A 22338-nucleotide genomic window follows, 5' to 3' on the forward strand; every position below is an offset into this window, starting at 1 on the left:
GTTAATGGTCGAAGACGGTGTAAAAACATCAGGCTGTCATGAGTCGCGTCTATTGATTGTTGGTCTGGGATTGATTGGTGGTTCGCTAGCGGCAGCGCTGCGCGCGGTAGGGTTTCAGGGTCAAATTGTTGCCTGTGACCCTGACGAAGCTGAGATTGCACGCGGTATTGAGATGGGGCTGATCGACTCAGGCAGTACCCACCTTGATGAGCAAGTCAATGACGCCACCATGGTAGTGCTGGCAGTGCCGGTGCTCGCCATGGAGAGCGTGATGGCAAGCTTGGCCGAAGCGCTACCTAACGCGTCGGCTGACGTTGTGATTACCGATGTTGGTAGTACCAAGGCGACTATCCGCGCCTGCGCTCAGCGTGTATTTGGCCAGGTACCCACTAATATGGTGCTGGGGCACCCTATTGCCGGTTCAGAAAAAAGCGGTGTGGCAGCGGCGAATCCGCGTTTGTATGTAGACCACAAGGTTATTTTGACACCTGAACTGAACGTCGACCGTGAGGCTTTGCAGCGCGTGCGCTGCTTATGGGAAGCCTGTGGTGCCGATGTGCTGGAAATGGACGTAGAGCGCCATGACCAAGTGTTGGCGCGTACCAGCCATTTGCCGCACTTGCTGGCATTTTCGCTGGTGGATACGCTGGCCCGTCAGGATGAGCGGCTAGATATTTTTCGTTACGCAGCGGGCGGCTTTCGCGACTTTACCCGTATCGCGGGAAGCGACCCGGTGATGTGGCGAGATATTTTTATTGCCAACAAGCAGGCGGTTTTAGCATCGCTGGATGATTTTGAAGCGGGGCTTTCTCGATTGCGTCATGCGGTAGAAGCCGGTGACAGCGATGCGCTGATTGCCACCTTTGATCGGGCTAGCCACGCCCGGCACTATTTCGACTCTTTATTGAACAAAACCAGTTATCAGGCGGAATATCATATGCAACCACAAGGTAAGGTCACCTACCGTGTGCAGCCGGGCGGTCAAGCCCAGGGGCGTTTGCGCGTACCTGGCGATAAATCCATGTCGCACCGCTCTATTATGTTGGGCGCGTTGGCTGAGGGTGTCACTGAAGTAAAAGGCTTTCTGGAAGGTGAGGATAGCCTGGCGACCCTGCAGGCGTTTCGGGAAATGGGTGTGGCGATCGAAGGGCCGCACCAGGGCCGCGTGACGATTCACGGTGTGGGTATGCATGGCTTAAAAGCCCCCGCAGGCCCGCTCTATGTAGGTAACTCGGGCACCGCCATGCGGCTTTTTTCAGGACTGCTGGCAGGCCAAGCGTTTGATAGCGAGCTGACCGGCGATGAGTCACTAACCAAACGGCCTATGGGGCGCGTGGCTGACCCGCTGCGCTTGATGGGCGCAACCATTGATACCGCTGAGGGCGGGCGTCCGCCGTTGAAGATTCATGGTGGCGCCAAGCTTAAAGGCATCGATTACGATATGCCCATGGCCAGTGCCCAGGTAAAATCTTGCCTGTTGCTGGCGGGGCTGTACGCCGAAGGCGAAACTCGGGTACGCGAACCTGCACCGACCCGCGATCACACCGAGCGTATGCTCAATGGTTTTGGCTATGCGGTTTCCCGTGAAGGCGATACCTGCTGGCTCAAAGGGGGCGGTAAGCTCACCGCAGGCCCCATTGATGTGCCTTCGGATATTTCATCTGCAACCTTCTTCTTAGTGGCAGCTGCCATTACCCCAGGCTCAGATATCACCCTTGAACACGTCGGCATTAATCCCACCCGGATTGGCGTAATCAATATTCTTACCCTGATGGGGGCGAATTTGGCGTTAGAGAATGAGCGCGAAGTGGGGGGGGAGCCGGTGGCCGATATTCGTATTCGCTATGCGCCGCTGAAAGGCATTGATATTCCCGAAGAGCAAGTGCCGTTAGCCATTGATGAATTCCCCGCGCTGTTTATTGCCGCCGCTAATGCCGAGGGTGTGACCCGTCTTAGAGGTGCTGAAGAGCTACGGGTCAAAGAGTCTGATCGCATTCAGGCCATGGCCGATGGCTTGGCTGTGTTAGGTGTGCAGCACACCGTTGTAGACGACGGCATCGATATTGTCGGCAATGGCGATGCGCAAAAAGCGAGCTACGGCGGTGGGCGTGTTGATAGTCTGGGCGATCACCGTATTGCCATGGCGTTTGCGATTTCATCACTACGTGCAAGTGCAGAAATTGTGATTGAAGACTGCGCCAATGTGGCGACCTCATTCCCTGACTTTGTCGAATTAGCCACGCGTATTGGCATGGGCGTTAGCGTGGAGGGCGCGCATGAATGATCGTGTTGCTGCTGCTCCCGTTGTCACCATTGATGGGCCTGGCGGCGCAGGTAAAGGTACGATCAGTGGCTTGGTGGCAGAGCGCCTAGGCTGGCATCTTCTCGATAGTGGCGCACTTTATCGACTGACGGCTCAAGCAGCAGTTAAGCACAACGTAGCCGTTGACGACGAGTTGGGCCTGGCACGCTTGGCAGAGCAGTTAGATGTGGCGTTTCCTGTTGAAGAGGGACAGCCACGTACACTGCTTGAGGGTGAAGATGTTGGCCAGGTCATTCGCACCGAACAGGCCGGCGAGCGAGCTTCTCAAGTGGCGGCACTGCCCGCGGTGCGCCAAGCCCTGCTACAGCGCCAGCGCGATTTTTGCCAAGCGCCGGGCTTGGTGGCGGATGGTCGTGACATGGGTACCGTGGTGTTTCCTGACGCGGCGCTGAAGATTTTTTTAACCGCCAGCGCCGATGAACGGGCGCGTCGACGCTATCTGCAGTTGCAGGAAGCCGGGGTGGATGCTAGTCTTTCGAGTCTTTTAAAGGAGATTCAGGCACGCGATGCACGCGACACGCAGCGCAGTGTGGCTCCTCTCAAGCCGGCAGATGATGCCATTACGCTTGATACCACGCGCCTGAGCATACCGGAAGTGGTTGATCGACTGACCGAACTGCTCGCCCAAAAAGGGCTGGTAAGCGGCGTCTGATTCTCCCTTGCGGCGCTTTTGGATAGGTGTCACGACGTGGCAGGGCACTAAACTCACATCGGTGAGCCCGGTCAGGTCTAACCAGCGTTAACACCCCCAAAGGCTGAGTGACATTAGGCCCGCACTTGCTGGTGGTGCGGAGAAGGCATTTATGCCTCAACAACGTAATTACGTAGGAACACCATGAGCGAAAGCTTTGCTGAGCTGTTTGAACAGTCTCTTAACGACATCAACATGGAGCCAGGCGCTATTGTCGCGGCTCAGGTTGTCGACATTGACGGTGACTGGGTTACTGTCAACGCTGGTCTGAAATCTGAAGGTCAGATCCCTGCGTCACAATTCCGCGATGAGCACGGTAATCTGAACATCGCTATCGGTGACGACGTGCACGTTGCACTTGAAGCCGTAGAAGATGGTTTCGGTGAAACGCGTCTGTCTCGTGAAAAAGCCAAGCGTGCAGAAGCTTGGAAGATTCTTGAAGCAGCCTTCGAGAAAGACGAAATCATTAAGGGCGTTATTAACGGTAAGGTTAAAGGCGGCTTCACTGTTGAAGTTGACTCTATCCGTGCCTTCTTGCCGGGCTCGTTGGTTGACGTTCGTCCAGTTCGCGACACTGCGCACCTGGAAAACAAAGAGCTGGACTTTAAAGTCATCAAGCTCGATCCGAAGCGCAACAACGTTGTGGTATCACGTCGTGCGGTTCTGGAAGCAGAGAACAGTGCCGAGCGCGAAGCGCTGCTGGCAACTCTGCAAGAAGGTCAGCAGATCAAGGGTATCGTTAAGAACCTGACAGACTACGGCGCTTTCGTAGACCTGGGTGGTGTTGACGGCCTGCTGCACATTACAGACATGGCGTGGAAGCGTATTAAGCATCCGTCCGAAATCGTTGCCGTTGGCGATGAGATCAACGTCAAAGTTCTGAAGTTTGACCGTGAGCGTAATCGCGTTTCACTGGGTCTGAAGCAGTTGGGCGAAGATCCGTGGGTCAACATTAAAGAGCGTTATCCGGAAGGCATGAAAGTACACGCGGTCGTCACTAACCTGACTGACTACGGCTGCTTTGCCGAGCTGGAAGAGGGTGTTGAAGGTCTGGTTCACGTTTCTGAAATGGACTGGACTAACAAAAACATCCATCCGTCTAAAGTCGTTCAAGTGGGCGATGATGTTGACGTTATGGTGTTGGATATCGACGAAGAGCGTCGTCGTATTTCTCTGGGTATCAAGCAGTGCACTGCTAACCCGTGGGAAACCTTCAACACTGACTACAACAAGGGTGACCGTGTTTCCGGTACCATCAAGTCAATTACTGACTTCGGTATCTTTATCGGCCTAGAAGGCGGTATTGACGGTCTGGTTCACTTGTCTGATATTTCTTGGACTGATACTGGCGAAGAAGCTGTACGCAGCTTTAAGAAAGGCGATGAAGCTGAAGCCGTTATCCTGTCTATTGATCCTGAGCGTGAGCGCATCTCGCTGGGCATCAAGCAGATGGATTCTGACCCCGTTGCTGAGTACCTGTCAGTCAACGATAAGGGCAGCATCGTAACGGGTCGCGTCATTGAAGTTGATGCTAAAGAAGCTCAAGTTGAATTGGCGACTGACGTTATTGCTGTGCTGAAAGCCTCTGAAATCAGTGCTGACCGCGTAGAAGACGCGCGCAATGTGCTGAATGAAGGCGACAGCGTAGAAGCCCGTATCGTAAGTGTTGATCGTAAGAGTCGTCAGATCAATCTGTCGGTAAAAGCGAAAGACCAAGACGATACGCGTCAGAACCTGAAGAAGATGCGTGAGCAAGAGCCGGAAACTGCAGGTGGCCCGACCACCATCGGTGATTTGATCAAGCAGCAGATGGGCCAAGACTAATTATCGATTAGTTATTGGTTTGTAAAAGCGCCGCCCTTATGGGCGGCGCTTTTGTTTGTAGTGGTTGAGTGCTTGTAATAGCTCTACGGTAGGTGTGTATAGTCGCCATGTTCTATTAGGGTTAAACTCTTTAAGCAGCAATTGAGTTTTAAAAAAACGATTAGTAATTGAGTGAAAATCAACTAGACTGTTGTCAGTTACTCTTTTTACAGGAATAATGTCCCTGCATTCTGAACTAGTGGGTGTCAAGGTTGTCAATCTGCACCTCAGTTAGATCCCATTCAGCTGAGCCCCATTCAGTTGGATAAGCTATTAAAGGAACCTCGATGTCATTACTTAACGAATATATCCAAAAAGAGCAGCAGCTAAAGCAGCTTCAGGAAGATTTGCAGCGCTTAGAAGGCGACCAGCGTCTAAAAAGTGAGTTGGAATTTAAGGCCAAACTTGAAGCGCTAATGACTGAGTTTGGCAAGCGCCCAGGCGATGTCATTGCCTTATTGGATCCGGCTGCTGACCAGCGTACGGCTAAAACCACAGCCAGTGGCAATGCACGTCGTAAGCGTCGTCTTAAAATTTACAAAAACCCCAAAACGGGGGAAGTCATTGAGACTCGTGGCGGCAACCATAAGGGCCTGCGTAGCTGGAAAGATCAGTATGGCGATGAAACCGTCGAGTCTTGGCTGGAGCGCATGGAAGACTAAGTTAGTTAACAACCGGCATTTCTGTACAGGAATGCCGGTTTTTTATTGCCCTGTGTTCAGCTATATCGCTAAGACGTGGCCATCACTGCTAGGCTATTAAGGGAATACGAAGTTCTAAATGGTTCGCTTTCCATAATACCTGCGGAGGGTGGCCGCTAACGTGACAGACATTTTTCTTGTGAAGTAGATACATGATGGTATGCATCAACGCGCTATTTAGATCAGCTAAGTCGTCAAAGCACGTGCTCGCGTAGTGGTGGGTGGGAATGTCGACCCGCCGGTAGTGCACTGGTAACGCAATGTCTTGTGCATTGTCCGTATCCGATAGGTAAAGACCAAAGTCGGTACGGTATGAATGAAAAAATTCACTATTAAGTGCATTAGCCTTATCTGCGAGTATGTCGGGCAGTGCAATGACGGTCGTTGATAGTCTAAGGCGCGCCTGTAAGCACGCTAGCTGCTTATTCTGATAGCTGGCATCCCCTAGCCCCTTAATATGCGTGGGAGCTTTGTAGAGTCGCATTAGGATCATTTGGCGGTCATTGCTTTTTTCGATGCGCGTGTTAAAAACAGGATGCGGTTTTGGCTGAATGAGCGTGGTTTTCAGGGTTTGTCGAAAATGGCGCGGACTCAGCTGATAGCGACGTTGAAATGCCCGGGAAAACGACGAGTGGTTATGGTACCCGCAACGTATCGCAATTTGCGCTATATTGAGAGGAGTAAGCCCTAGCAACACCGCTGCGCGCTCCAATCGCCTTATTTCACGGTAGGCGCTAGGTGAGATGTCAAAGCTTTGGCGAAATTGGCGCCGAACTTGGGAAGATGAATACCCTATGTGATTCGCAAGGTCTTCAATACCGAGTGGCTTATCAAGTGTGTCCTGCAGCCAGATCTCAGCTCGTGTCATCGCGTTGAACATTATCTGGCCTCTAATACGTGAATCATACAGGTCGTGCTTATCTTGCCTGTAATGCACTCTCCCAGTGCGTTAGTGTTGGTAACCTGGCTGAAAGGAAAAAGTTCAGCTTACTGATGAGAGTGGAATCTCTATTCAGGCTACTTGTGGGTAATGTTGATGCGAGGCATCAATTAATGCGTTGTCGCTGACTGTGACGTGTTTGATAAATGTGTGGGTTACCCTCATATACCTAATAATGATGCCTTTATGCTGGTAATTGGGTGGCAAAGGCAAGTTTGCTCGTTAGCTTTACGCGTTTGTGCACAGTTTTTGCCAAAAAAAGCGACATTGGCAGTCATATCGACCATTTCAAGCAAGGTGTAAATGAAACATCGATGAAATATCAAAAGGTTCAAAAGCCGATAGATGAGCGCGAGAAGCTGCGTAAGTTTCGTGAGTTAGACGATGCTTTTGCGCAGGCTTTACGCCAATTAGATGACCCAGAGAGCGGTTTCGATATACCGACAGGCCCGCCGGTACGCTCGCTTGCGGCATTGGAGCAAGAAGATTTAGAAAGCCAGCAGGAGGAACAGCAACAAGAGCGGGAGCGTATTTTTAAACAGCGCTTTGAAGCTTTGTTGAGCGAGTATGGTGTGGATCATTACGACCTGGCCGAGCTGATCGAAGCGCTGCTTGGCTATGGGGTATGGCAGCAGGATGTAGTGCCTGCAGCTAGCACATCCAAAACACCGTAGAAGTCTTTGCAGGTGCCTTTATGCTAACGGTAGCGATAAATCCTCAAGCTCGGTAGAAATACATCCTGCTCTAGTTTCTCATCGCGTCGTCTTGCCCGTGTGCGGGCAGTGGGAGGTTCTGGCGTAGGCAGGTTAATGTGGGGCAGCCGCTGGTTATTGTCAGGCACAAAAATAGGCATAGCGGCATTCAGTGCCCGTCGTGTATGCCCATCGTCGAGTGGTTCGGTAAAAAACAGGTTTGCCCGCATCAGCGGGGCCTGAGTTTGCACCTGGGCAAGCACTTCGCCGCTTGGAATACCGGCTAGCTTGCGTAGCTGAATACGAATATGCGGTGCATCAGTATCAAGCTGCAATAGCTTATGTTCAGCTTCTTGAACTGACAGGCGTTTAATAGAGCGACCACTACTGTACCAAGCAAAGCGAATGCGTGAGACAGGCGCTTGTGCGATAGGTAGCTGCCGCCAGCTCTGTTTAAGATGTAAACGGGCAAGTCCATTGCGGCGAAACACTTCATCAACATGAGGGTGGCGTTGCGGTAAGCGACTTTTTGCATCGCTAAGTGTTTGGGGAAATGCCTGTTTGATATGTTGTAGTTGGTCACTAAAATTGACTTTGGCTTGATTTACAGCGTCTATTGCCATCAGTAGCTCGTCATTAGCGGCTACTACGGCAATATAGTTGCGCGTCTCACGGCCATCTTGATCCTGCTCATGCCACATATCGAACAGCGCTTTACGCAACCAATCGCTAGACGGCGTCGTTTGATGAAAGAGCCAAGTTGCCGGTAGTTGCTGTTCGTATAGTGAAACGGCGGCTTCAATGGTTGCCAGTAGATGATCAAACTGCTGCTCCAGTTGAAGTAGCAGATGATAGGCCGACGGCGATGATGGGTTAGCGTTTATCTCGGCCATAGTCAGTGTCAGTGCTCGTTAAGTCAGTTTTCGTAAAAACTAGGTCAGTGGTGCATCCTTGTCGGCTTGCGCCAGTAAGGTTTCTATATCGGCTTCATCCATGGCGGATTCGCCCGATATGCGATGTGACCCATCGGCCCAGGCACCCAAATCCAATAGTTGGCAACGCTTACTGCAGAAAGGGCGGTAAGTGCTTTCTGGTAACCAGGGCACGCGCTTAGCGCACTGCGGACAATTAACTTCTAGCGGGGAATCGTTTGCAGGGCGAGCCATAAAAAAACTCCAATTGCGTTAACAAGTGCGATATCTCAGTAGTTAAGCTGTCGACGGTAGCGTTCATCAAGCCGTGCCACTTGTTCCATCATGCTGGCGTGGTCACCGCTGTTATCTATCACGTCATCTGCTTTTGCTAGCCGTTGTTCGCGGGAAAGTTGGGCGGCGAGAATAGCACGCACCTGGCTTTCACTCACCCCATCACGTTGTTGGGTTCTCGATAATTGTAGCGCTTGGGGCACATCGACAACCACCGCGCGGTTTACTAGTGTGTTTTGACCCGACTCAAACAGTAACGGTGACACAAGCAGCACGTAAGGCGCTCCCTGGACTTTGAGCCGCTCTAAATGCTGCAATAGCCGCTCCCTTATTTTGGGATGTGTGATGGATTCTAGCCACTGGCGTTGTTCTGGATCGTTAAAAATAATCTCGCGCAGGGCGGCGCGATTAAGCGTGCCATCCTGGTGCATGACCTGTTCGCCGAAGCGATTTCTAATGGCTAGCAGTGCCGGTTCTTCAGGTAAGACTATTTCCCTGGCGACATCATCGGCATCGACCCAGGCAGCGCCAAGCGTTTCGAAGGCGCGAGCGACGGTCGATTTTCCCGATCCAATGCCACCCGTTAATCCGATAATCATCTGCTGCCTCATATAGCTAAAGTTTATAGGGCCACGTTTCACATGGTCAAAGTTCACATGGCTCAATTTTACATAAGCAGGTTGAGATACATTGCCATTATTTCATCACCGACTAACAACGCCACCCAGCCGGCGAGGGCGAGAAAAGGGCCGAAGGGAAACGGTGTGCCGCGTAGGTTAGGTGAGTAGGCCTGGGCAACTAGCCCAACAATGGCCCCAAGCCCTGCGGAAAGTATCAATATTAGCGGTAAAAAACTCCAACCCAGCCAGGCGCCTAGTGCTGCCAGCAGCTTAAAGTCGCCATAGCCCATACCCTCTTTGCCGGTGGCCAGTTTGAATAGCCAATAAAAGCTCCACAGTGAAAGATAGCCTACCATTGCGCCGATAACGGCACTTGGCAGCATCAGTGGCTGGAAGAGGAGCTGAAACAGTAACCCTGCCCAAAGCAAGGGGAGGGTGATGATGTCGGGGAGAAGCTGGGTGCGAAAGTCGATCACGGCGAGCACTAACAGCATCAGACAGGCCCCGTAGACGAAGACTGATTCTGCCGTAAGCCCGTGGAGCGCTAGCACCGCCATGGCCAGTAAGCCACCGGCTACTTCTACCAGAGGATATTGAACGCTAATCGGCGTTTGGCACTCAGCGCAGCGGCCGCGGCGCTTTATCCAGCCAATCAGTGGCAGGTTGTCGTGCCATGCAATGGGGGCTTCACAGCGTGGACACATAGAGCCTGGTGTGACCAAATTAAAGCGTTGTGAGTGTTCAGCGCTAAGCTCAAGTGCTTCGCGGGCTTCATTACGCCAGCCACGCATCAGCATCACCGGCAGGCGCGTAATCACCACATTTAGAAAACTGCCCAGGCATAGCCCAATCAATAAAACGATTAACCACAGGATAAACGGAGGGTGATGCATGGAGCTCCTTAGGTTTCTAGAAATTAGCGTTTTTTTAGGCTCTGTCTGAAAAGTCGGCGAGCGAAGGCCAGACAAGGCAAAAATCGGCGAAAAGACGGAGTTTACATGGTGTAAATGAGTACTTTGAGCCGATTTTTAACGCCGTATGGTCGAGCGCAGCCAGTTTTCTGACAGAGCCTAAGCATTTGGTGCTTAGAGGGCTGCGCCCAAGTCGAAAATGGGTAAGTACATAGAGACAACCACACCGCCAACGAGCACGCCCAGTACTACAATAATAACCGGCTCCATGAGCGAGGTAAGAGCATCGACCTTATTGTCGACTTCTTCTTCGTAGTAATCGGCAACACGATTAAGCATGGCATCCAGCGACCCCGCTTCTTCACCGATACTGACCATTTGGATTGCCAAGGGGGGAAAGCGGTTGGTCATCCGCATGGCGAAGTGTAGCTGTTGCCCGGTGGCTACGTCCTGGCGCGTTTGTACCACCGCGCGTTCGTACACTTTATTACCGGTGGCACCGGCGGCGGTATCTAAGCCTTCTACGAGCGGTACACCGGAGGCAAAGGTCGTCGCTAACGTGCGAGAAAAGCGCGCGATCGCGGATTTATGCACGATGTCGCCAATGACCGGTAACCGAAGCAGCAGTGCGTGCATGCGGTAGGCGACATTGGGCGAGCGCTGAATGCTTATTTTGAGCAGGAACATGGCAGCAAACACTGCGCCGAGTGCCACTAGCCAATAACGCTGGGCAAGCTCGGATAAATTCACGGTCAACTGGGTCAGTGCTGGAAGTTCAGCGCCAAAGCTCTGGAACATGCTTTCAAATTCAGGCACTACTTTAATCAATAGCAGCATGGTGACTGCAATGCCAATCGTCATAACGGTGGTGGGGTACCAAAGCGCTTTTTTTACTCGCGCTTTCAGCGACTCAACCTTCTCCTTATAGGTCGCAAGACGATCAAGCATTTGATCCAGCGCACCTGACTGCTCGCCAGCGCTGACTAGGTTAACAAACAGGCGATCAAAGTGTTTGGGGTGACGGTTCAATGCATCAGAGAAGCTGGAGCCCGATGATATATCGCTTATCATCTGTTGCATTAGGGCAACCATAGCAGGTTTTTTGAGGCTCTCTGCCACCACTTGAAGCGCCTGTAGCAAGGGGATACCAGCGCGAACCATTGTGGCCATCTGGCGCGCAAAGACCATAACATCGTTGGGGTTAATTCGGCCGTTGCCGCCTAGGTTGGCTTTTTTACTAATCCGGTGGATAACGATATTTTGCTTGGTGAGTTTAGCGGCTACTTCGGCTTTACTGCGGCCAATCATCTCACCGCTTAGCGCTCTATCCTGGGGGCCTTTACCGATCCATTTCCAGCGCGCTAGCTTGATGGCGGGCGTTTGGCGTCGACGTGCCGTTTTAGCCATGCCTTACTCCTTGCTCACTCGGTTAACCTCTTCCAGGCTGGTAATACCCTGCATGACTTTCAGTAACCCACTGCGGTGAAGGCTTGGATAGCCCTCCTTGCGCACCTGTTGATCAATATCTAAGGCGTTGGCATCACGCATAATTAGTTGACGCATCGCTTCGGTGATCGGCACTACCTCATAAATGCCAATTCGACCTTTATAACCGTGAGTACAGTGCATGCAACCTAACGGTTTGTAGATCGTTGCCTGATGGATTTCTTCGCTACTAAAGCCTTCTTTGCGCAGCGCCTCGTGGGGAATGTCAATGGGCTCTTTGCAGTGTGTGCATAGTTTACGAGCCAGCCGTTGGGCAACAATCAAGCTAACGGCGCTGGCGATATTAAACGAAGAGACTCCCATATTAGCCAGTCGAGTCAGTGTCTCAGCTGCCGAGTTGGTATGCACCGTGGAAAGTACCAGATGGCCTGTCTGAGCCGCTTTGACGGCAATTTCGGCTGTTTCAAGGTCACGAATCTCGCCCACCATGACCACATCAGGGTCTTGGCGCAGAAACGCCCTTAACGCACTGGCAAAATCGAGGCCGATCTTAGGCAATACGTTCACCTGATTGATACCCGCGACTTTGATTTCAACCGGGTCTTCGGCGGTGCAAATATTGCGTTCCACTTTATTAAGAATATTAATGCCGGTATACAGCGAAACGGTTTTACCACTACCGGTAGGGCCGGTTACTAGAATCATGCCTTGGGGTTGTTTTAAGGCGTACTCATAATGGCGCCGTTGTTCGTCGGTAAATCCAAGTTGCTCAATACCCAGCTGCATTGCGGTAGGGTCTAATATTCGCAGCACCAACTTTTCACCATAGACAGTAGGCAGCGAATTAACCCGGAAATCGAGGGAGCGGGTGCGCGAAAGCTTGAGTTTTATCGAGCCATCCTGAGGCAGGCGGCGCTCGGAAATATCAAGGCGGGCCATGATTTTTAGCCGGGCCGCGATACGATTGCGCATGGCGAATGGTGGTCGTGCCACTTCTATGAGCATTCCATCAACCCGAAAGCGTACTCGGTAAAGCGCTTCGTAAGGTTCGAAATGGATATCGGAGGCGCCTCGGCGGATAGCATCTAGCAGAATTTTGTTCACAAATTTAACGATGGGTGCATCTTCGCTATTTTGGGAAGACTCTTCCAGCGGTACATCGTTACCGCCGTTGTTCTGCATAATGCTCAGCGAGCTGACCACATCGTCCAACTCATCCAGCATGCCGCGCTCGTTGTGAGCAAGGTAGCTATTGAGAACGACAGTGATTTGATCAACGGGCGCGAGGATACCTTCAATGCTCAGGCCTGTTGCAAACTGCAATTCATCCAGTTGCGTCAATGTAGCGGGGTAGGGCACCGCCACCGTGAGGCGATGACCGTGGCGCGCTAATGGCAAAACGTTAAGGCTCTGCAGTACTTTGACAGGATAGTCTGCAGCGGGAGGCAGTGAGGTAAGCCGCACCGCCTCCAGGTTAATGACTGGAAGCCCATACTCCCAGCCAACTGCTAGTGTGGCTTTGTTAGGGTCGACCAGGCCGCTTTCGATCACATGCTGCAGTAACGATATTTCCAAGTCCGAGGCGGTTGTTTCCGCTGTTGCGGCCTGGGCGTTGGTCAGCAAGCCGTGCTTGACCAAGCGCTGGGCAATGCCGCGCAGGCCGCCATGTGCGGAGGCGTGGCTTAACGTCGACTCTAAGGAGGGCTGGCTCATCAAAAAACCTGTTTTACATCGATATAAGCGTGTTACTTGTACCATAAACTAGCGTTTACAGGGATGAAATGACTAATCCTTTCATGTAGTTAAAGCGGTAGTCGGCTAAGCTGATCATATTAATAAGGTTCGTTGTAAAAGTAGACCATTTAAGTTAGTTTAATTTCAACGATTTCTAATTCTTTTTAAGGATTCACGATCCTTAAAAAGGCTTTTCCTTCACCCCACAGGAGATGCCTTCATGCAGAATGCTGCACAGCCAATTTCTCGTAACACCATCCAAGGCGGTTTCACGCTGATTGAGCTGATGATCGTCGTCGCGATTATTGGTGTATTGGCGTCTATTGCTGTGCCGCAGTATCAAAACTATGTGGGTCGGGCTCAGGTGAGTGAGGCCATTAGTCTTGCATCATCAGCTAAGACAGCAGTCTCAGAATACTATATGACAACAGGTGATTGGCCTAAAGGTAATGACCAAGCTGGTTTGTCTGCTGCCGCTCAAATCCAAGGAAGCTACGTAAATAGTGTGAATGTAAAAACGTTAGATGGGCAAGGCGTTGGGATCGTCGTGACTATGAAGAGTGAAGGTGTTGTAGATGCTTTAGTTGGCACGCGGCTAGTTTTCGAGCCTAAAGTAAATAACGATAATAATAGTGGATCTGTAGAGTGGGTGTGCCGCCCCGCTGCGTCTAATGCTATTCCTACGCGTTTCTTGCCTGCAAGCTGCCGTGACTGATATTCGCTTATATATATTTATTCTGTCAGGGGCCTTCGGCTCCTTTTTAATTCCACACTTCGTACTTATTCACCGAGTACACTGCTAACTCTGACCTTAAGCGAGGAGCTTACAGTGAAGCCCATCAAACTGATTGCCATAAGCGCACTTGGCGCATTGCTAGTTAATAGCGCAGCCTTTGCTCAGCCTGACCATGCCCCGGCTCACGGTGCCCGCGATAAGGGCCAGCACCAGCAACATGAATCTAACCGACCTGGTCACTTCCGCGATGAGCGAGTTGATTTACCACGCATTAACGAACGTGAGCTGCGCCAACTGCTGCGCCGGCATGACGCACCGCGAGCCGAATCGTTGCCGCCAGGTATTCAGCGCAACCTTGAGCGTGGCAAACCTTTGCCCCCAGGTATCGCCAAGCGTTTTGACGGCCAGTTAGCATCTCAATTGCCGCGCTACCCAGGCTATGAGTGGGAGCGTGTTGGTGCCGATGTGGTGCTAATTGAAGCCGCTACGCGCATCGTGGTGGATGTATTGGTAGACGTATTGCGTTAACCATTGCAAGCGCAAGTCAGTATGACTCGAAAATTACATCCCGGCGGCTTATGGTAGAAGCTCACAGTATCATCGCGTTCTAAAGGGAGATTCAATGAGCGACCACACACTAGCCGCACGTCTTGAAATTACTATCGCTATTGCCGAAGAAGCTGGGCAGATGATTATCAAGGCGCGGGAGCAGCAAGGCTTTGCCCAGCGCTTAAAAAAGGATAATGAGTTGGTCACCGACGTGGATGTGGCCGTGGATGAACTCATTAGCCAACGCCTGGAGGAGCACTTTCCGGGGGAAGCGCGGCTGAGTGAAGAGCTTGCTCCAGAAAGCGCTTTGCATGAAACAGCACCTAAGCTGTGGGTGGTGGATCCTATTGATGGCACTGTTAATTTTGCTCAAGGGCTTCGCCACGTAGCGGTTTCCATTGGCTGGATGGAAGAGGGCGTTGCCAAGGTGGGCGTTGTTCATGCACCGTTTTTAGGTGAGACCTTTAGTGCTGCAGAAGGCTCTGGGGCTTTTTGCAACGGTCAAACCATACAGCCAAGCAGTGCGGATTCACTGGCGCACACCCTGGTAGGGACAGGATTTCCCTACCGTAAAGAGGAGCGTAAGCACCTTTTGAAGCGGTTGGAAGCCGTGCTTTTTGAGTGCCAAGACATGCGTCGTAATGGCGCTGCAGCGCTCGATTTATGCGATGTAGCCTGCGGTCGTCTGGATGCGTATTACGAGAGTGTCTCGCCCTGGGATTTCGTTGCGGGCTGGGTTATTGCACGGGAAGCCGGCGCGCGAGTAGGGCATCTATACCCAGTACCTTCAGCGGTGCCGGAAGATATCTACCCGGATCATTTAATCGTAACGGCCCCCGGTGTATATGACGCAATGGCTTATCTGCTGCTTGAAGCCGATCAACGTAAGCCATAAAGGGTGATGAGATTTATAGCGGTGTGTGACAAATACTTGAAAAGAAAGCGCTATAAGGGCTTTTCATTTATGCAAGAAACCGCTAGTATACGCACCGTCTTGAGGCAAAGATGTAGCGGCCAATAAAGACAGCGGAGCGTGGCGCAGCTTGGTAGCGCGTTGCAATGGGGTTGCAAAGGTCGCAGGTTCGAATCCTGTCGCTCCGACCAAGAACATATAAAACGGTCACTTAGCTAATTGCTACAGTGGCCGTTTTTGTTTGTTAGCGTTTTATAAGTGGCATATAGGTGACACTTGTCCGGAGTTTCTGTGATGTCACGCCATCATCGTATTTGGAGATGTCACAGCAACCTCATGCTTGGCGGGCGCTGGGGCGATCTTGACGCCGCACATGACGGATCACCTCGATCCGGGCGGGCACCACATGCAGCTCCTCGCTGACCGCTTCACCGATGACCTTCAGCGCGGTGTGCTGTCATCGTCACAATGGTGGGCGTTCTCGGGCAGTTCATGGACGCTCCCCACCGCGACAAACCGGCCGGGACTAAATGCCGCTGAGTGGCCCGCTCGAAATCATCAAGACACAAGATGTGTTGTAGGCGGCGAGGCATTATGTTTCCTCAATAGCATCAGCCCGTCGCCAGACATGCTCATTAACCGCGGTAAGCGGGCCGCTGCCGATCAGCGTGCCCAGCAGATTATCGACTGCCAACTGTGCCATGGCCTCACGTGTTTCATGGGTCGCCGAGCCAATGTGTGGAGTCGTCACTACATTGTCCATGGCCGCCAGTGGCGAATCGGGTGGAAGCGGTTCCTCTACGAACACGTCAAGCCCAGCTGCACGGATTCCGCCGGAGTGGAGTGCCTCGATCAGTGCTGGCTCGTCGACCACTTTACCTCTCGCTATATTGATTAGGGCAGCCGTCGTTTTCATCCGTGCTAGAGCATCTGCGTCAATTAAGTGATGTGTATCGCTGTTATAGGGCACGCTGAGGCAGACGATATCTGCTTCAGCTAACAGGTCATTCAGCTCACGCCTTTTCGCCCCTAACTGCTGCTCAAGCGCAGGCTTGGATGAGGCGGCGGTATAGAGAATGGGCATACCAAAACCCAACGCTCCCCGTCGTGCAATCGCCGCACCAATGCGACCAGCACCCACGATGCCTAGGGTTTTGCCGTGTACATCAATACCGAAGTATTCGGGACCGATATGTGTTCGCCAGCCGCCATCGCGGACAAGGTTGGACAGTTCGACTAGCCGCCGCTGGGTCGCCATGATTAGCATAAATGCTGTGTCGGCAGTGGTTTCGGTAAGCACATCTGGCGTATTGCAGAGTAGAATGCGGCGTTGATTCAGTGCCTTAAGGGGCAGGTGGTCATAGCCCACTGAAATGGTGGATACCACTTGAAGCGCAGGCGCCTCGGCTAGCATTGCCTCATTGAGTTCTAGCTTACCGCCGATTAGGCCATGAGCTCTGGAAAGCGCTGCCATGAAATCAGCACGGTTTGATTCGTCCACGTCCTCGAAATAGTCGACCTCGGCAACTTCGGAAAGTGCCTCAAGCTGGGCTTCACTGAGCCGTCGTACAGCGACAATACGCCACGATTTCGTTTGCTCATCCATGGCTCGCCTCACCTATGCCTTCCATCTGGAATCCTATCGCTTTAAGCGAAGACACGAGTTCAGATACACGCTGCTCCTCCAGCTCTACTAAAGGCGGGCGCACACGCCGCCAAGCGTCTTTTCCTGAGAAGTAAGCTGTTGCCGCCTTCATGGCAGGGATCAGTGGGTACTTTTCAAATAGGTCGCGTATAACATTGAGGTTCTGCTGATGAACGTCGGCATCGTCCGCCTGCCAATGCCGGGCCAACTCAACGATGGCGGCCGGATTGACGTTGGCAGTGGCGCTAATGCAGCCAGCACCGCCTGCTCGTAGGGTATCCAGCAAGAACCGCTCGCTGCCGGCATACACAGCAAAGTCTTGCCCAGCAAAGCGCTCGGTTAACCCTTTGGTGTGCTCCCAGTCTCCGCCGCTGTCCTTGATGCCAGCAATAATGCCCGGGAAGGCGTCACGTAAACGCTCGATCAGTTCAAACGAGAGCGGGACATGAGTGACCGGCGGGATATGGTAGAGGTAGATCCGTAGGCGCGAATTTGCGATGCGATTGATCACCTCACTGTAATAGCGGAACAAGCCTTCATCGCTAACACCCTTATAGTAGAAGGGCGGTAGCATCAGCACACCGGCACAGCCACTGTCCACTGCCTCGCGTGTCAGCGCCACGCAATCATCAATTGTACAGCTCCCGGTGCCGGGCATAATCCTGGAGGGATCGACACCGCCATGCACTAGCGCTTTTAAAAGCTCCTGTTTCTCGCCCACCGTCATTGAGTTGGCTTCAGAATTTGTGCCGAACACGGCCAAGCCGACACCATTTGAGGCCAGCCATTGGCAGTGCGCCACAAAACGTTGCGTATCCGGCGCCAAGTCGGCGCCGAAGGGGGTAATCACCGGTGACCAGACGTCTCCACTCGCTTGGGACATGATATTCTCCTTGTTGTTGTAAGGTCGTTATTGCCAGGGCTCGATGGCATAGCGCTCAAGCGCAGCCTGATCAAAGCCAAAACCAAGTCCGGGTGCGGTGGGCAGTAGCAATTGTCCGTCGGCAAACTCCAACTGGGTATCCACAAGGCGCCTGAAGTTAAGCACCTGATCGTCGGCAAAGAACTCGACCATCTTCACGTTTGGCGCCGATGCCACCAGATGGATATGCAAGTCGTGGAACCAGTGCGGATAAATATCCACCCCATAGCTGGCAGCCGTGGCGGCGATACGCCGAAACTCGGTGATGCCTCCACAAACCGCCGCATCAGTCTGCAAAATCATGGCTGCTTCTTTGTCCAGCAGCTCCTTGAAGCGCCAGCGTCCCGCTTCGATTTCACCGGTGGCTACCGGAACTGGCGTGCGCTCCGCTAAGCGGCGATGATTGTCAATGTCATCGGGACTAAAGGGCTCCTCGATCCAGAACGGATTATAAGGTTCTGCCATGCGCATGAAGGCTAACGCCGACGGCAGATCCCGCCAGGCATTGTTGGCATCCATCATTACTTGTACATCTGGGCCCACCGCCTCGCGAACCGCCGCCAAGCGAGCTTCCTCTCCCGCTAGGTCTTCTCGTCCCACTTTCATCTTTACCGCGGTGAAACCTTTTGACACGTAGCCTGCCATCTCTTCGCCAAGCATCGCGGGCGTTTTGCCGTCTAGGTAGTAGCCTCCGCTGGCATAAGCCGGCACGCTGAGGGTGTCGCTGGCGCCCAGAAATTTATAGAGCGGGAGTTTCGCTGCCCGAGCGTTACGGTCCCACAGCGCGGTATCCAAAATACTGATGGCACGCATCACCGAACCGCTGCGGCCATGAAGAAGCGATTCCTGATACATCGCTTGCCACAGTGCTTCGGTCGAATGAGCGTCCGCTCCCAACAGCACCGGCTTCAGCAGTTCCCGTACCGCATTTGCCACTAGTGAGCCAGCATTATTGCCGCCATAGCAAAACCCAATGCCTATATGGCCATCATCACCCACCACTTCCACTAGTACATAATCTCGCTTAAGTACCTGTCGATTAGAAAAGCTGGTGGGGTTGTCTAGCGGTACATTGACCGTTCGAGTACGTACTTCGGTTATCGTTGTCATGATGAATCCTCGAATTGAGAGTAAGGTCACTCAGGCTGAGTACGCTGGCGCAGTGCAACCCGCAGCCAGCGAAAGAGGGGGGTCGGTTGCAGGATCGAGAAAGCGGCGATGCATAACAGCACCACGGCAATGGGGCTGGTCAAAAAGATGCTCAGGTTGCCTTGCCCGATCAGCATTGACTGTTGGTAACTGGTCTCCATGACCGGCCCCAGAATCAGCCCGATCACCATTGGCGCTGGTGAGACACCGGCTTTGTTCATCCAGTAACCAAACAGCCCAAAGCCCAGCATCAGCCCAACTTCAAACAAGCTATTGTTGATAGCAAAGGCACCAATCACACACAGCGTGATGATGGAGCAGGCCACGAAGCTGTCAGGTACCCGCGTTACGCTTACACAGAGCCGAGTGAACAGTAGCCCCACCAGCAGTAGGCCTATGTTGGCGAAAATCACCGCCCAGATGAGGGTGTAAGTGACATCGCCATAGTCAGTCAGCAGGTTAGGGCCGGGCAGGATGCCCTGAACCATTAGCGCACCTAGCAGAATGGCAGTAGAGGAACTGCCAGGAATACCCAGAGCAATGGTGGGTATCAAGGCACCACCCACCACCGCATTGTTGGCCGCTTCAGGTGCAGCGACACCCGCAATGTCTCCCTTGCCAAAGCGACTCTTATCTTTGGCAAAGCGCTTGGCTTCGTTGTAAGCGAACCAACTGGCAGTATCGCCGCCGGTACCGGGAATTAGGCCAGTGATGATGCCGATGCCACTGGAACGGAAGATATTGGGTAACAAGCGGCGAATCTCAGCGAGAGGCGGAATCAACCTATCGGTGATTTTGCTTGCCACCTTCTGAGCACCATGGGCATTCTCGATCAATATCAGCGCTTGCGGGATCGAGAACAGACCGATCAGTGCGACGGTGAATTCGATACCCGAAAACAGGTTAATGACCCCGTAGGTCATTCGTGGCGTGCCGGTGATGAGATCCATACCTACTGTGCTCAACAGTAATCCCAGGGTGCCAGAAAGCAGGCCACTGACGACTGAGCCTTGTGATAAAGAGCCAATGATGGTGATACCCAATACAGCAATCGCGAACAGCTCGATAGGGCCGAACTTGAGTACCAGTACGCCAAGCAACGGCGCTGCAGTGAGTAGGGCGATGCCGCTCAGCAGCCCCCCGATAAAAGAAGCGAAGAGCGACACTCCTAATGCCCTTCCGGCCTGGCCTTGTTGCGATAGCGGAAATCCATCAAGTACTGTCGCCGCGGCCGAAGGGGTGCCTGGCGTCTTCAATAGAATGGCGGCGATAGAGCCACCGTAGGAGGCCCCCACATAGAGCGAAGCCAGCATGCTGAGACCCGAGGCCGGATTCATGCCAAAGGTTAGAGGTAACAGCAGCGCCAACGCCATGGTCGCCGAGAGTCCCGGCATGGCGCCTACAAACAGCCCCAGCAGGGTGCCGCCAAGTATTAGGGAGATATTGGTGAACGTGATGACGTTGGTCAGGCCCACCAAAACAAGATTATCCATATGACTAGACTCCAGAAGCCTGCGTCAGGCACCCCCTCCCAGCGCGCTGCAATGTCTTTCTAAGCCATGCGAGCCGGGAATAAGGGGTGCTCTAATTGTCGTTATGAGGAAAACAGAGGCGGCAGTAGCGGGACAGGCAGGCCTAGAAAGCCGATGAAAACCGCACACACCACCGCGACCAACACCACAATGCCTATGGCGGCGAAGCGCCATGAAACATGCCCGATCATCGCTAACGCCACTACCATGAAACCAACAGTGGCAATCAGGTATCCTGTTATCGAAATGGTGTAGAGGTAGAAGGCGGCCAATAAGAAAATCAGCATTGCCTTCCATGGCTTGCGGTGCCTAGCTTGGCCGCTGACGCTCTCCTCCTCTGGTGCGGCAGTATTGGAGGTTGCTGCTCCCTCGGCCGAGAGCTGACGCAGGATACTGAATACTTCCTGGCCCACCATCGCCGCTCCCAACAATGCGACGGCAACCGAATAGATAAGGGGCATGTTCGCCGCCTTAGCCGGATAGCCCATCGCAGTGATATAAAAGGTCGCTGCTATGCCAATGGCAAAAAATCCTAAGACTAGACGACTTATGTTCATTTCATACCCCTTTGTCGATTCGCCATTTCCCTCTGCCGGTTAAGCGACTTACTGGTTGACCTCATCTTTGACATCTGCCCAGATTTCCTCGAATTGGCCTTCCATGTCTTGCATCATCTGGCCGTAGTCGTCACCGGTCTGGATGTCGAGATTCATGGCACGTTCCTGAGCCGTCTGCTGGAATTCCTCGTTATCTTTTAGGGCTTCAAAGGCAGCAATAAGCTCATCGCGTGCTTCATCTGGAATGCCTGCTGGTGCGCTGTAACCGCGTGAAGAGCCGGCCACGACATCTATATCTTTCTCAATCATGGTGGGCACATCAGGCAGAATGTCCAGACGCTCTTTAGTGAAGACGGCGAGGGGGCGAAGGCTGCCCGACTGGATGTGGCCATAGACATTACCAAGGTTATTGAAACTGGCGTCGACCTTGCTTCCCAGGGCTGCTGTCGCAGAGGGGCCATCGCCCTGGAAAGGGACTTTTTGGAAGGAAAGCCCCGTTGCCTTCTCAATCATGATGGTTGAAAAGAAGTCATCACCGCCGACGCCTGAATTTGCCACTGTAATCTGACCGGGGCGTTCCTCGGCAGCAGCGAGAAAATCTTCCACTGTTTGATAGGGGCTGTCTTCCGGCACCACGATAACGCCTGGGTCGGTTACCACGTTGGCGATGGGCGTTAGCTCGTCGATTGAGTAATTAATAGCGTCATTCATGATGTAGTTCGTCATCAGCATCGGGGTATTGGTGATGCTGATGACGCTGCCATCATTTGCCGACTGTTGGGTTAGCCGCGTCCATGCAATCGCGCCTGTGGCGCCGGGAATGTATTCATTAATAAATTCCACGCCCAGGGATTCTCGCAAAAATGGTTGGGTCAACTGGGCCAAGGTATCGCTGCCTCCACCTGCCTTAAATCCTTGAAGCACCTTAATCTCATCGGCTGCTGAATACTCCGCCTGAGCGGCGCCTGAAAGTATCAGGGCGGATAGTAGGGACGCTGTGTAAATGCTACGGATTTTCATTGTTATTACCTCAAGTGCTGTTTGTCGTTGTGATGCACATGGTTGAGCAAGGCGTGCTTGCACTATCCAACGTAGTTGCACATCAATAATATTGTCAATAATATTATTAATAATCTTGCCAGCTAGATTTATACCGCCTAGCCTGAGGATCGAGAGCCGTATTTACAGACACCTCCGAGAAGCCGCGAA

The 22338-nt window shown here is 52.7% G+C and carries 22 protein-coding genes and 1 tRNA gene; 9 read left to right on the plus strand and 14 right to left on the minus strand.

The annotated features are described in order from the left end of the window. The first annotated feature begins 4 nt into the window (after window positions 1-4). The 4 genes from YERSI8AC_RS11155 to YERSI8AC_RS11170 all read left to right on the plus strand — a co-directional run bounded on the left by YERSI8AC_RS11155 (window position 5) and on the right by YERSI8AC_RS11170 (window position 5539). Window positions 5-2284: a bifunctional prephenate dehydrogenase/3-phosphoshikimate 1-carboxyvinyltransferase gene (locus YERSI8AC_RS11155; protein WP_159177925.1), complete on the plus strand. Its 2280-nt coding sequence runs from the start codon at window positions 5-7 to the stop codon at window positions 2282-2284. Continuing rightward, the gene (gene cmk / locus YERSI8AC_RS11160) at window positions 2277-2975 is read left to right on the plus strand and encodes a (d)CMP kinase (protein WP_022523601.1); all 699 of its coding nucleotides are present in this window, start codon (window positions 2277-2279) and stop codon (window positions 2973-2975) included. Before YERSI8AC_RS11155 ends, cmk begins: the two co-directional genes overlap by 8 nt. A gap of 183 nt (window positions 2976-3158) precedes the next feature. Further along, complete coding sequence (gene rpsA / locus YERSI8AC_RS11165; protein WP_008957327.1) at window positions 3159-4838, plus strand: 30S ribosomal protein S1; 1680 nt, start codon at window positions 3159-3161, stop codon at window positions 4836-4838. Window positions 4839-5164: 326 nt separating this feature from the next. Continuing rightward, the gene (locus YERSI8AC_RS11170) at window positions 5165-5539 is read left to right on the plus strand and encodes a histone-like nucleoid-structuring protein, MvaT/MvaU family (protein WP_022523599.1); all 375 of its coding nucleotides are present in this window, start codon (window positions 5165-5167) and stop codon (window positions 5537-5539) included. An 88-nt stretch (window positions 5540-5627) separates the two neighbouring features. Here the strand turns inward: YERSI8AC_RS11170 and YERSI8AC_RS11175 are convergent, their stop codons facing one another. Beyond that, the gene (locus tag YERSI8AC_RS11175; RefSeq protein WP_027959300.1) at window positions 5628-6458 is read right to left on the minus strand and encodes a helix-turn-helix transcriptional regulator; all 831 of its coding nucleotides are present in this window, start codon (window positions 6456-6458) and stop codon (window positions 5628-5630) included. Window positions 6459-6832: 374 nt separating this feature from the next. Here YERSI8AC_RS11175 and YERSI8AC_RS11180 point away from each other — a divergent pair, with 374 nt between their 5' ends. Further along, window positions 6833-7192, plus strand: a complete 360-nt coding sequence (locus YERSI8AC_RS11180; protein WP_035537408.1) for a hypothetical protein — start codon at window positions 6833-6835, stop codon at window positions 7190-7192. Between the two features lie 23 nt (window positions 7193-7215). Here the strand turns inward: YERSI8AC_RS11180 and YERSI8AC_RS11185 are convergent, their stop codons facing one another. The 6 genes from YERSI8AC_RS11185 to pilB form a co-directional block, all read right to left on the minus strand. Further along, complete coding sequence (locus YERSI8AC_RS11185) at window positions 7216-8103, minus strand: DNA replication terminus site-binding protein (protein ID WP_159176754.1); 888 nt, start codon at window positions 8101-8103, stop codon at window positions 7216-7218. Window positions 8104-8142: 39 nt separating this feature from the next. After that, window positions 8143-8376, minus strand: coding sequence for a DNA gyrase inhibitor YacG (gene yacG / locus YERSI8AC_RS11190; protein ID WP_159176755.1), 234 nt, complete (start codon window positions 8374-8376; stop codon window positions 8143-8145). Window positions 8377-8411: 35 nt separating this feature from the next. Further along, window positions 8412-9014 carry a dephospho-CoA kinase gene (coaE, locus tag YERSI8AC_RS11195; RefSeq protein ID WP_159176756.1) on the minus strand — a complete coding sequence of 201 codons (603 nt, stop codon included), beginning with the start codon at window positions 9012-9014 and terminating at the stop codon, window positions 8412-8414. A 68-nt stretch (window positions 9015-9082) separates the two neighbouring features. Next, complete coding sequence (locus tag YERSI8AC_RS11200; protein ID WP_159176757.1) at window positions 9083-9928, minus strand: prepilin peptidase; 846 nt, start codon at window positions 9926-9928, stop codon at window positions 9083-9085. Between the two features lie 192 nt (window positions 9929-10120). Then, entirely contained in the window at window positions 10121-11353 is a 1233-nt protein-coding gene (locus YERSI8AC_RS11205; protein WP_159176758.1) for a type II secretion system F family protein, read from the minus strand. 3 nt (window positions 11354-11356) lie between these two features. Further along, on the minus strand, window positions 11357-13105 hold the full coding sequence (gene pilB / locus YERSI8AC_RS11210) for a type IV-A pilus assembly ATPase PilB (protein ID WP_159176759.1): 1749 nt from the start codon (window positions 13103-13105) through the stop codon (window positions 11357-11359). A 241-nt stretch (window positions 13106-13346) separates the two neighbouring features. Between pilB and YERSI8AC_RS11215 the strand changes: the two genes are divergently transcribed. From YERSI8AC_RS11215 to YERSI8AC_RS11230, 4 genes are all read left to right on the plus strand, one after another. Then, window positions 13347-13841: a pilin gene (locus YERSI8AC_RS11215; RefSeq protein WP_201304213.1), complete on the plus strand. Its 495-nt coding sequence runs from the start codon at window positions 13347-13349 to the stop codon at window positions 13839-13841. 114 nt (window positions 13842-13955) lie between these two features. Further along, entirely contained in the window at window positions 13956-14390 is a 435-nt protein-coding gene (locus YERSI8AC_RS11220; RefSeq protein ID WP_009286595.1) for an anti-virulence regulator CigR family protein, read from the plus strand. Between the two features lie 94 nt (window positions 14391-14484). Beyond that, window positions 14485-15306 (plus strand): inositol monophosphatase family protein, encoded by an 822-nt coding sequence (locus tag YERSI8AC_RS11225; RefSeq protein WP_159176760.1) that lies wholly within the window; start codon window positions 14485-14487, stop codon window positions 15304-15306. Between the two features lie 132 nt (window positions 15307-15438). Further along, window positions 15439-15515: transfer RNA gene (locus tag YERSI8AC_RS11230), tRNA-Pro, on the plus strand. A 143-nt stretch (window positions 15516-15658) separates the two neighbouring features. Here the strand turns inward: YERSI8AC_RS11230 and YERSI8AC_RS11235 are convergent. The 7 genes from YERSI8AC_RS11235 to YERSI8AC_RS11265 form a co-directional block, all read right to left on the minus strand. Further along, window positions 15659-15769: an IS66 family transposase zinc-finger binding domain-containing protein gene (locus YERSI8AC_RS11235; RefSeq protein ID WP_309599316.1), complete on the minus strand. Its 111-nt coding sequence runs from the start codon at window positions 15767-15769 to the stop codon at window positions 15659-15661. A 147-nt stretch (window positions 15770-15916) separates the two neighbouring features. Then, the gene (locus YERSI8AC_RS11240) at window positions 15917-16930 is read right to left on the minus strand and encodes a 2-hydroxyacid dehydrogenase (RefSeq protein WP_022523587.1); all 1014 of its coding nucleotides are present in this window, start codon (window positions 16928-16930) and stop codon (window positions 15917-15919) included. After that, the gene (locus YERSI8AC_RS11245; protein ID WP_022523586.1) at window positions 16923-17852 is read right to left on the minus strand and encodes a dihydrodipicolinate synthase family protein; all 930 of its coding nucleotides are present in this window, start codon (window positions 17850-17852) and stop codon (window positions 16923-16925) included. The genes YERSI8AC_RS11240 and YERSI8AC_RS11245 overlap by 8 nt, the downstream gene beginning before the upstream one ends. Before the next feature lie 27 nt (window positions 17853-17879). Continuing rightward, window positions 17880-19001 carry a mandelate racemase/muconate lactonizing enzyme family protein gene (locus tag YERSI8AC_RS11250; protein WP_022523585.1) on the minus strand — a complete coding sequence of 374 codons (1122 nt, stop codon included), beginning with the start codon at window positions 18999-19001 and terminating at the stop codon, window positions 17880-17882. A gap of 26 nt (window positions 19002-19027) precedes the next feature. Next, on the minus strand, window positions 19028-20533 hold the full coding sequence (locus tag YERSI8AC_RS11255) for a tripartite tricarboxylate transporter permease (protein ID WP_022523584.1): 1506 nt from the start codon (window positions 20531-20533) through the stop codon (window positions 19028-19030). Window positions 20534-20634: 101 nt separating this feature from the next. Beyond that, window positions 20635-21129 (minus strand): tripartite tricarboxylate transporter TctB family protein, encoded by a 495-nt coding sequence (locus YERSI8AC_RS11260; protein ID WP_022523583.1) that lies wholly within the window; start codon window positions 21127-21129, stop codon window positions 20635-20637. 48 nt (window positions 21130-21177) lie between these two features. Continuing rightward, window positions 21178-22149, minus strand: coding sequence for a tripartite tricarboxylate transporter substrate binding protein (locus YERSI8AC_RS11265; protein ID WP_022523582.1), 972 nt, complete (start codon window positions 22147-22149; stop codon window positions 21178-21180). Window positions 22150-22338 lie beyond the last annotated feature (189 nt).

The organism is Halomonas sp. 113 (genome assembly GCF_904067645.1).
Taxonomy (GTDB): Bacteria; Pseudomonadota; Gammaproteobacteria; order Pseudomonadales; family Halomonadaceae; genus Vreelandella; species Vreelandella titanicae.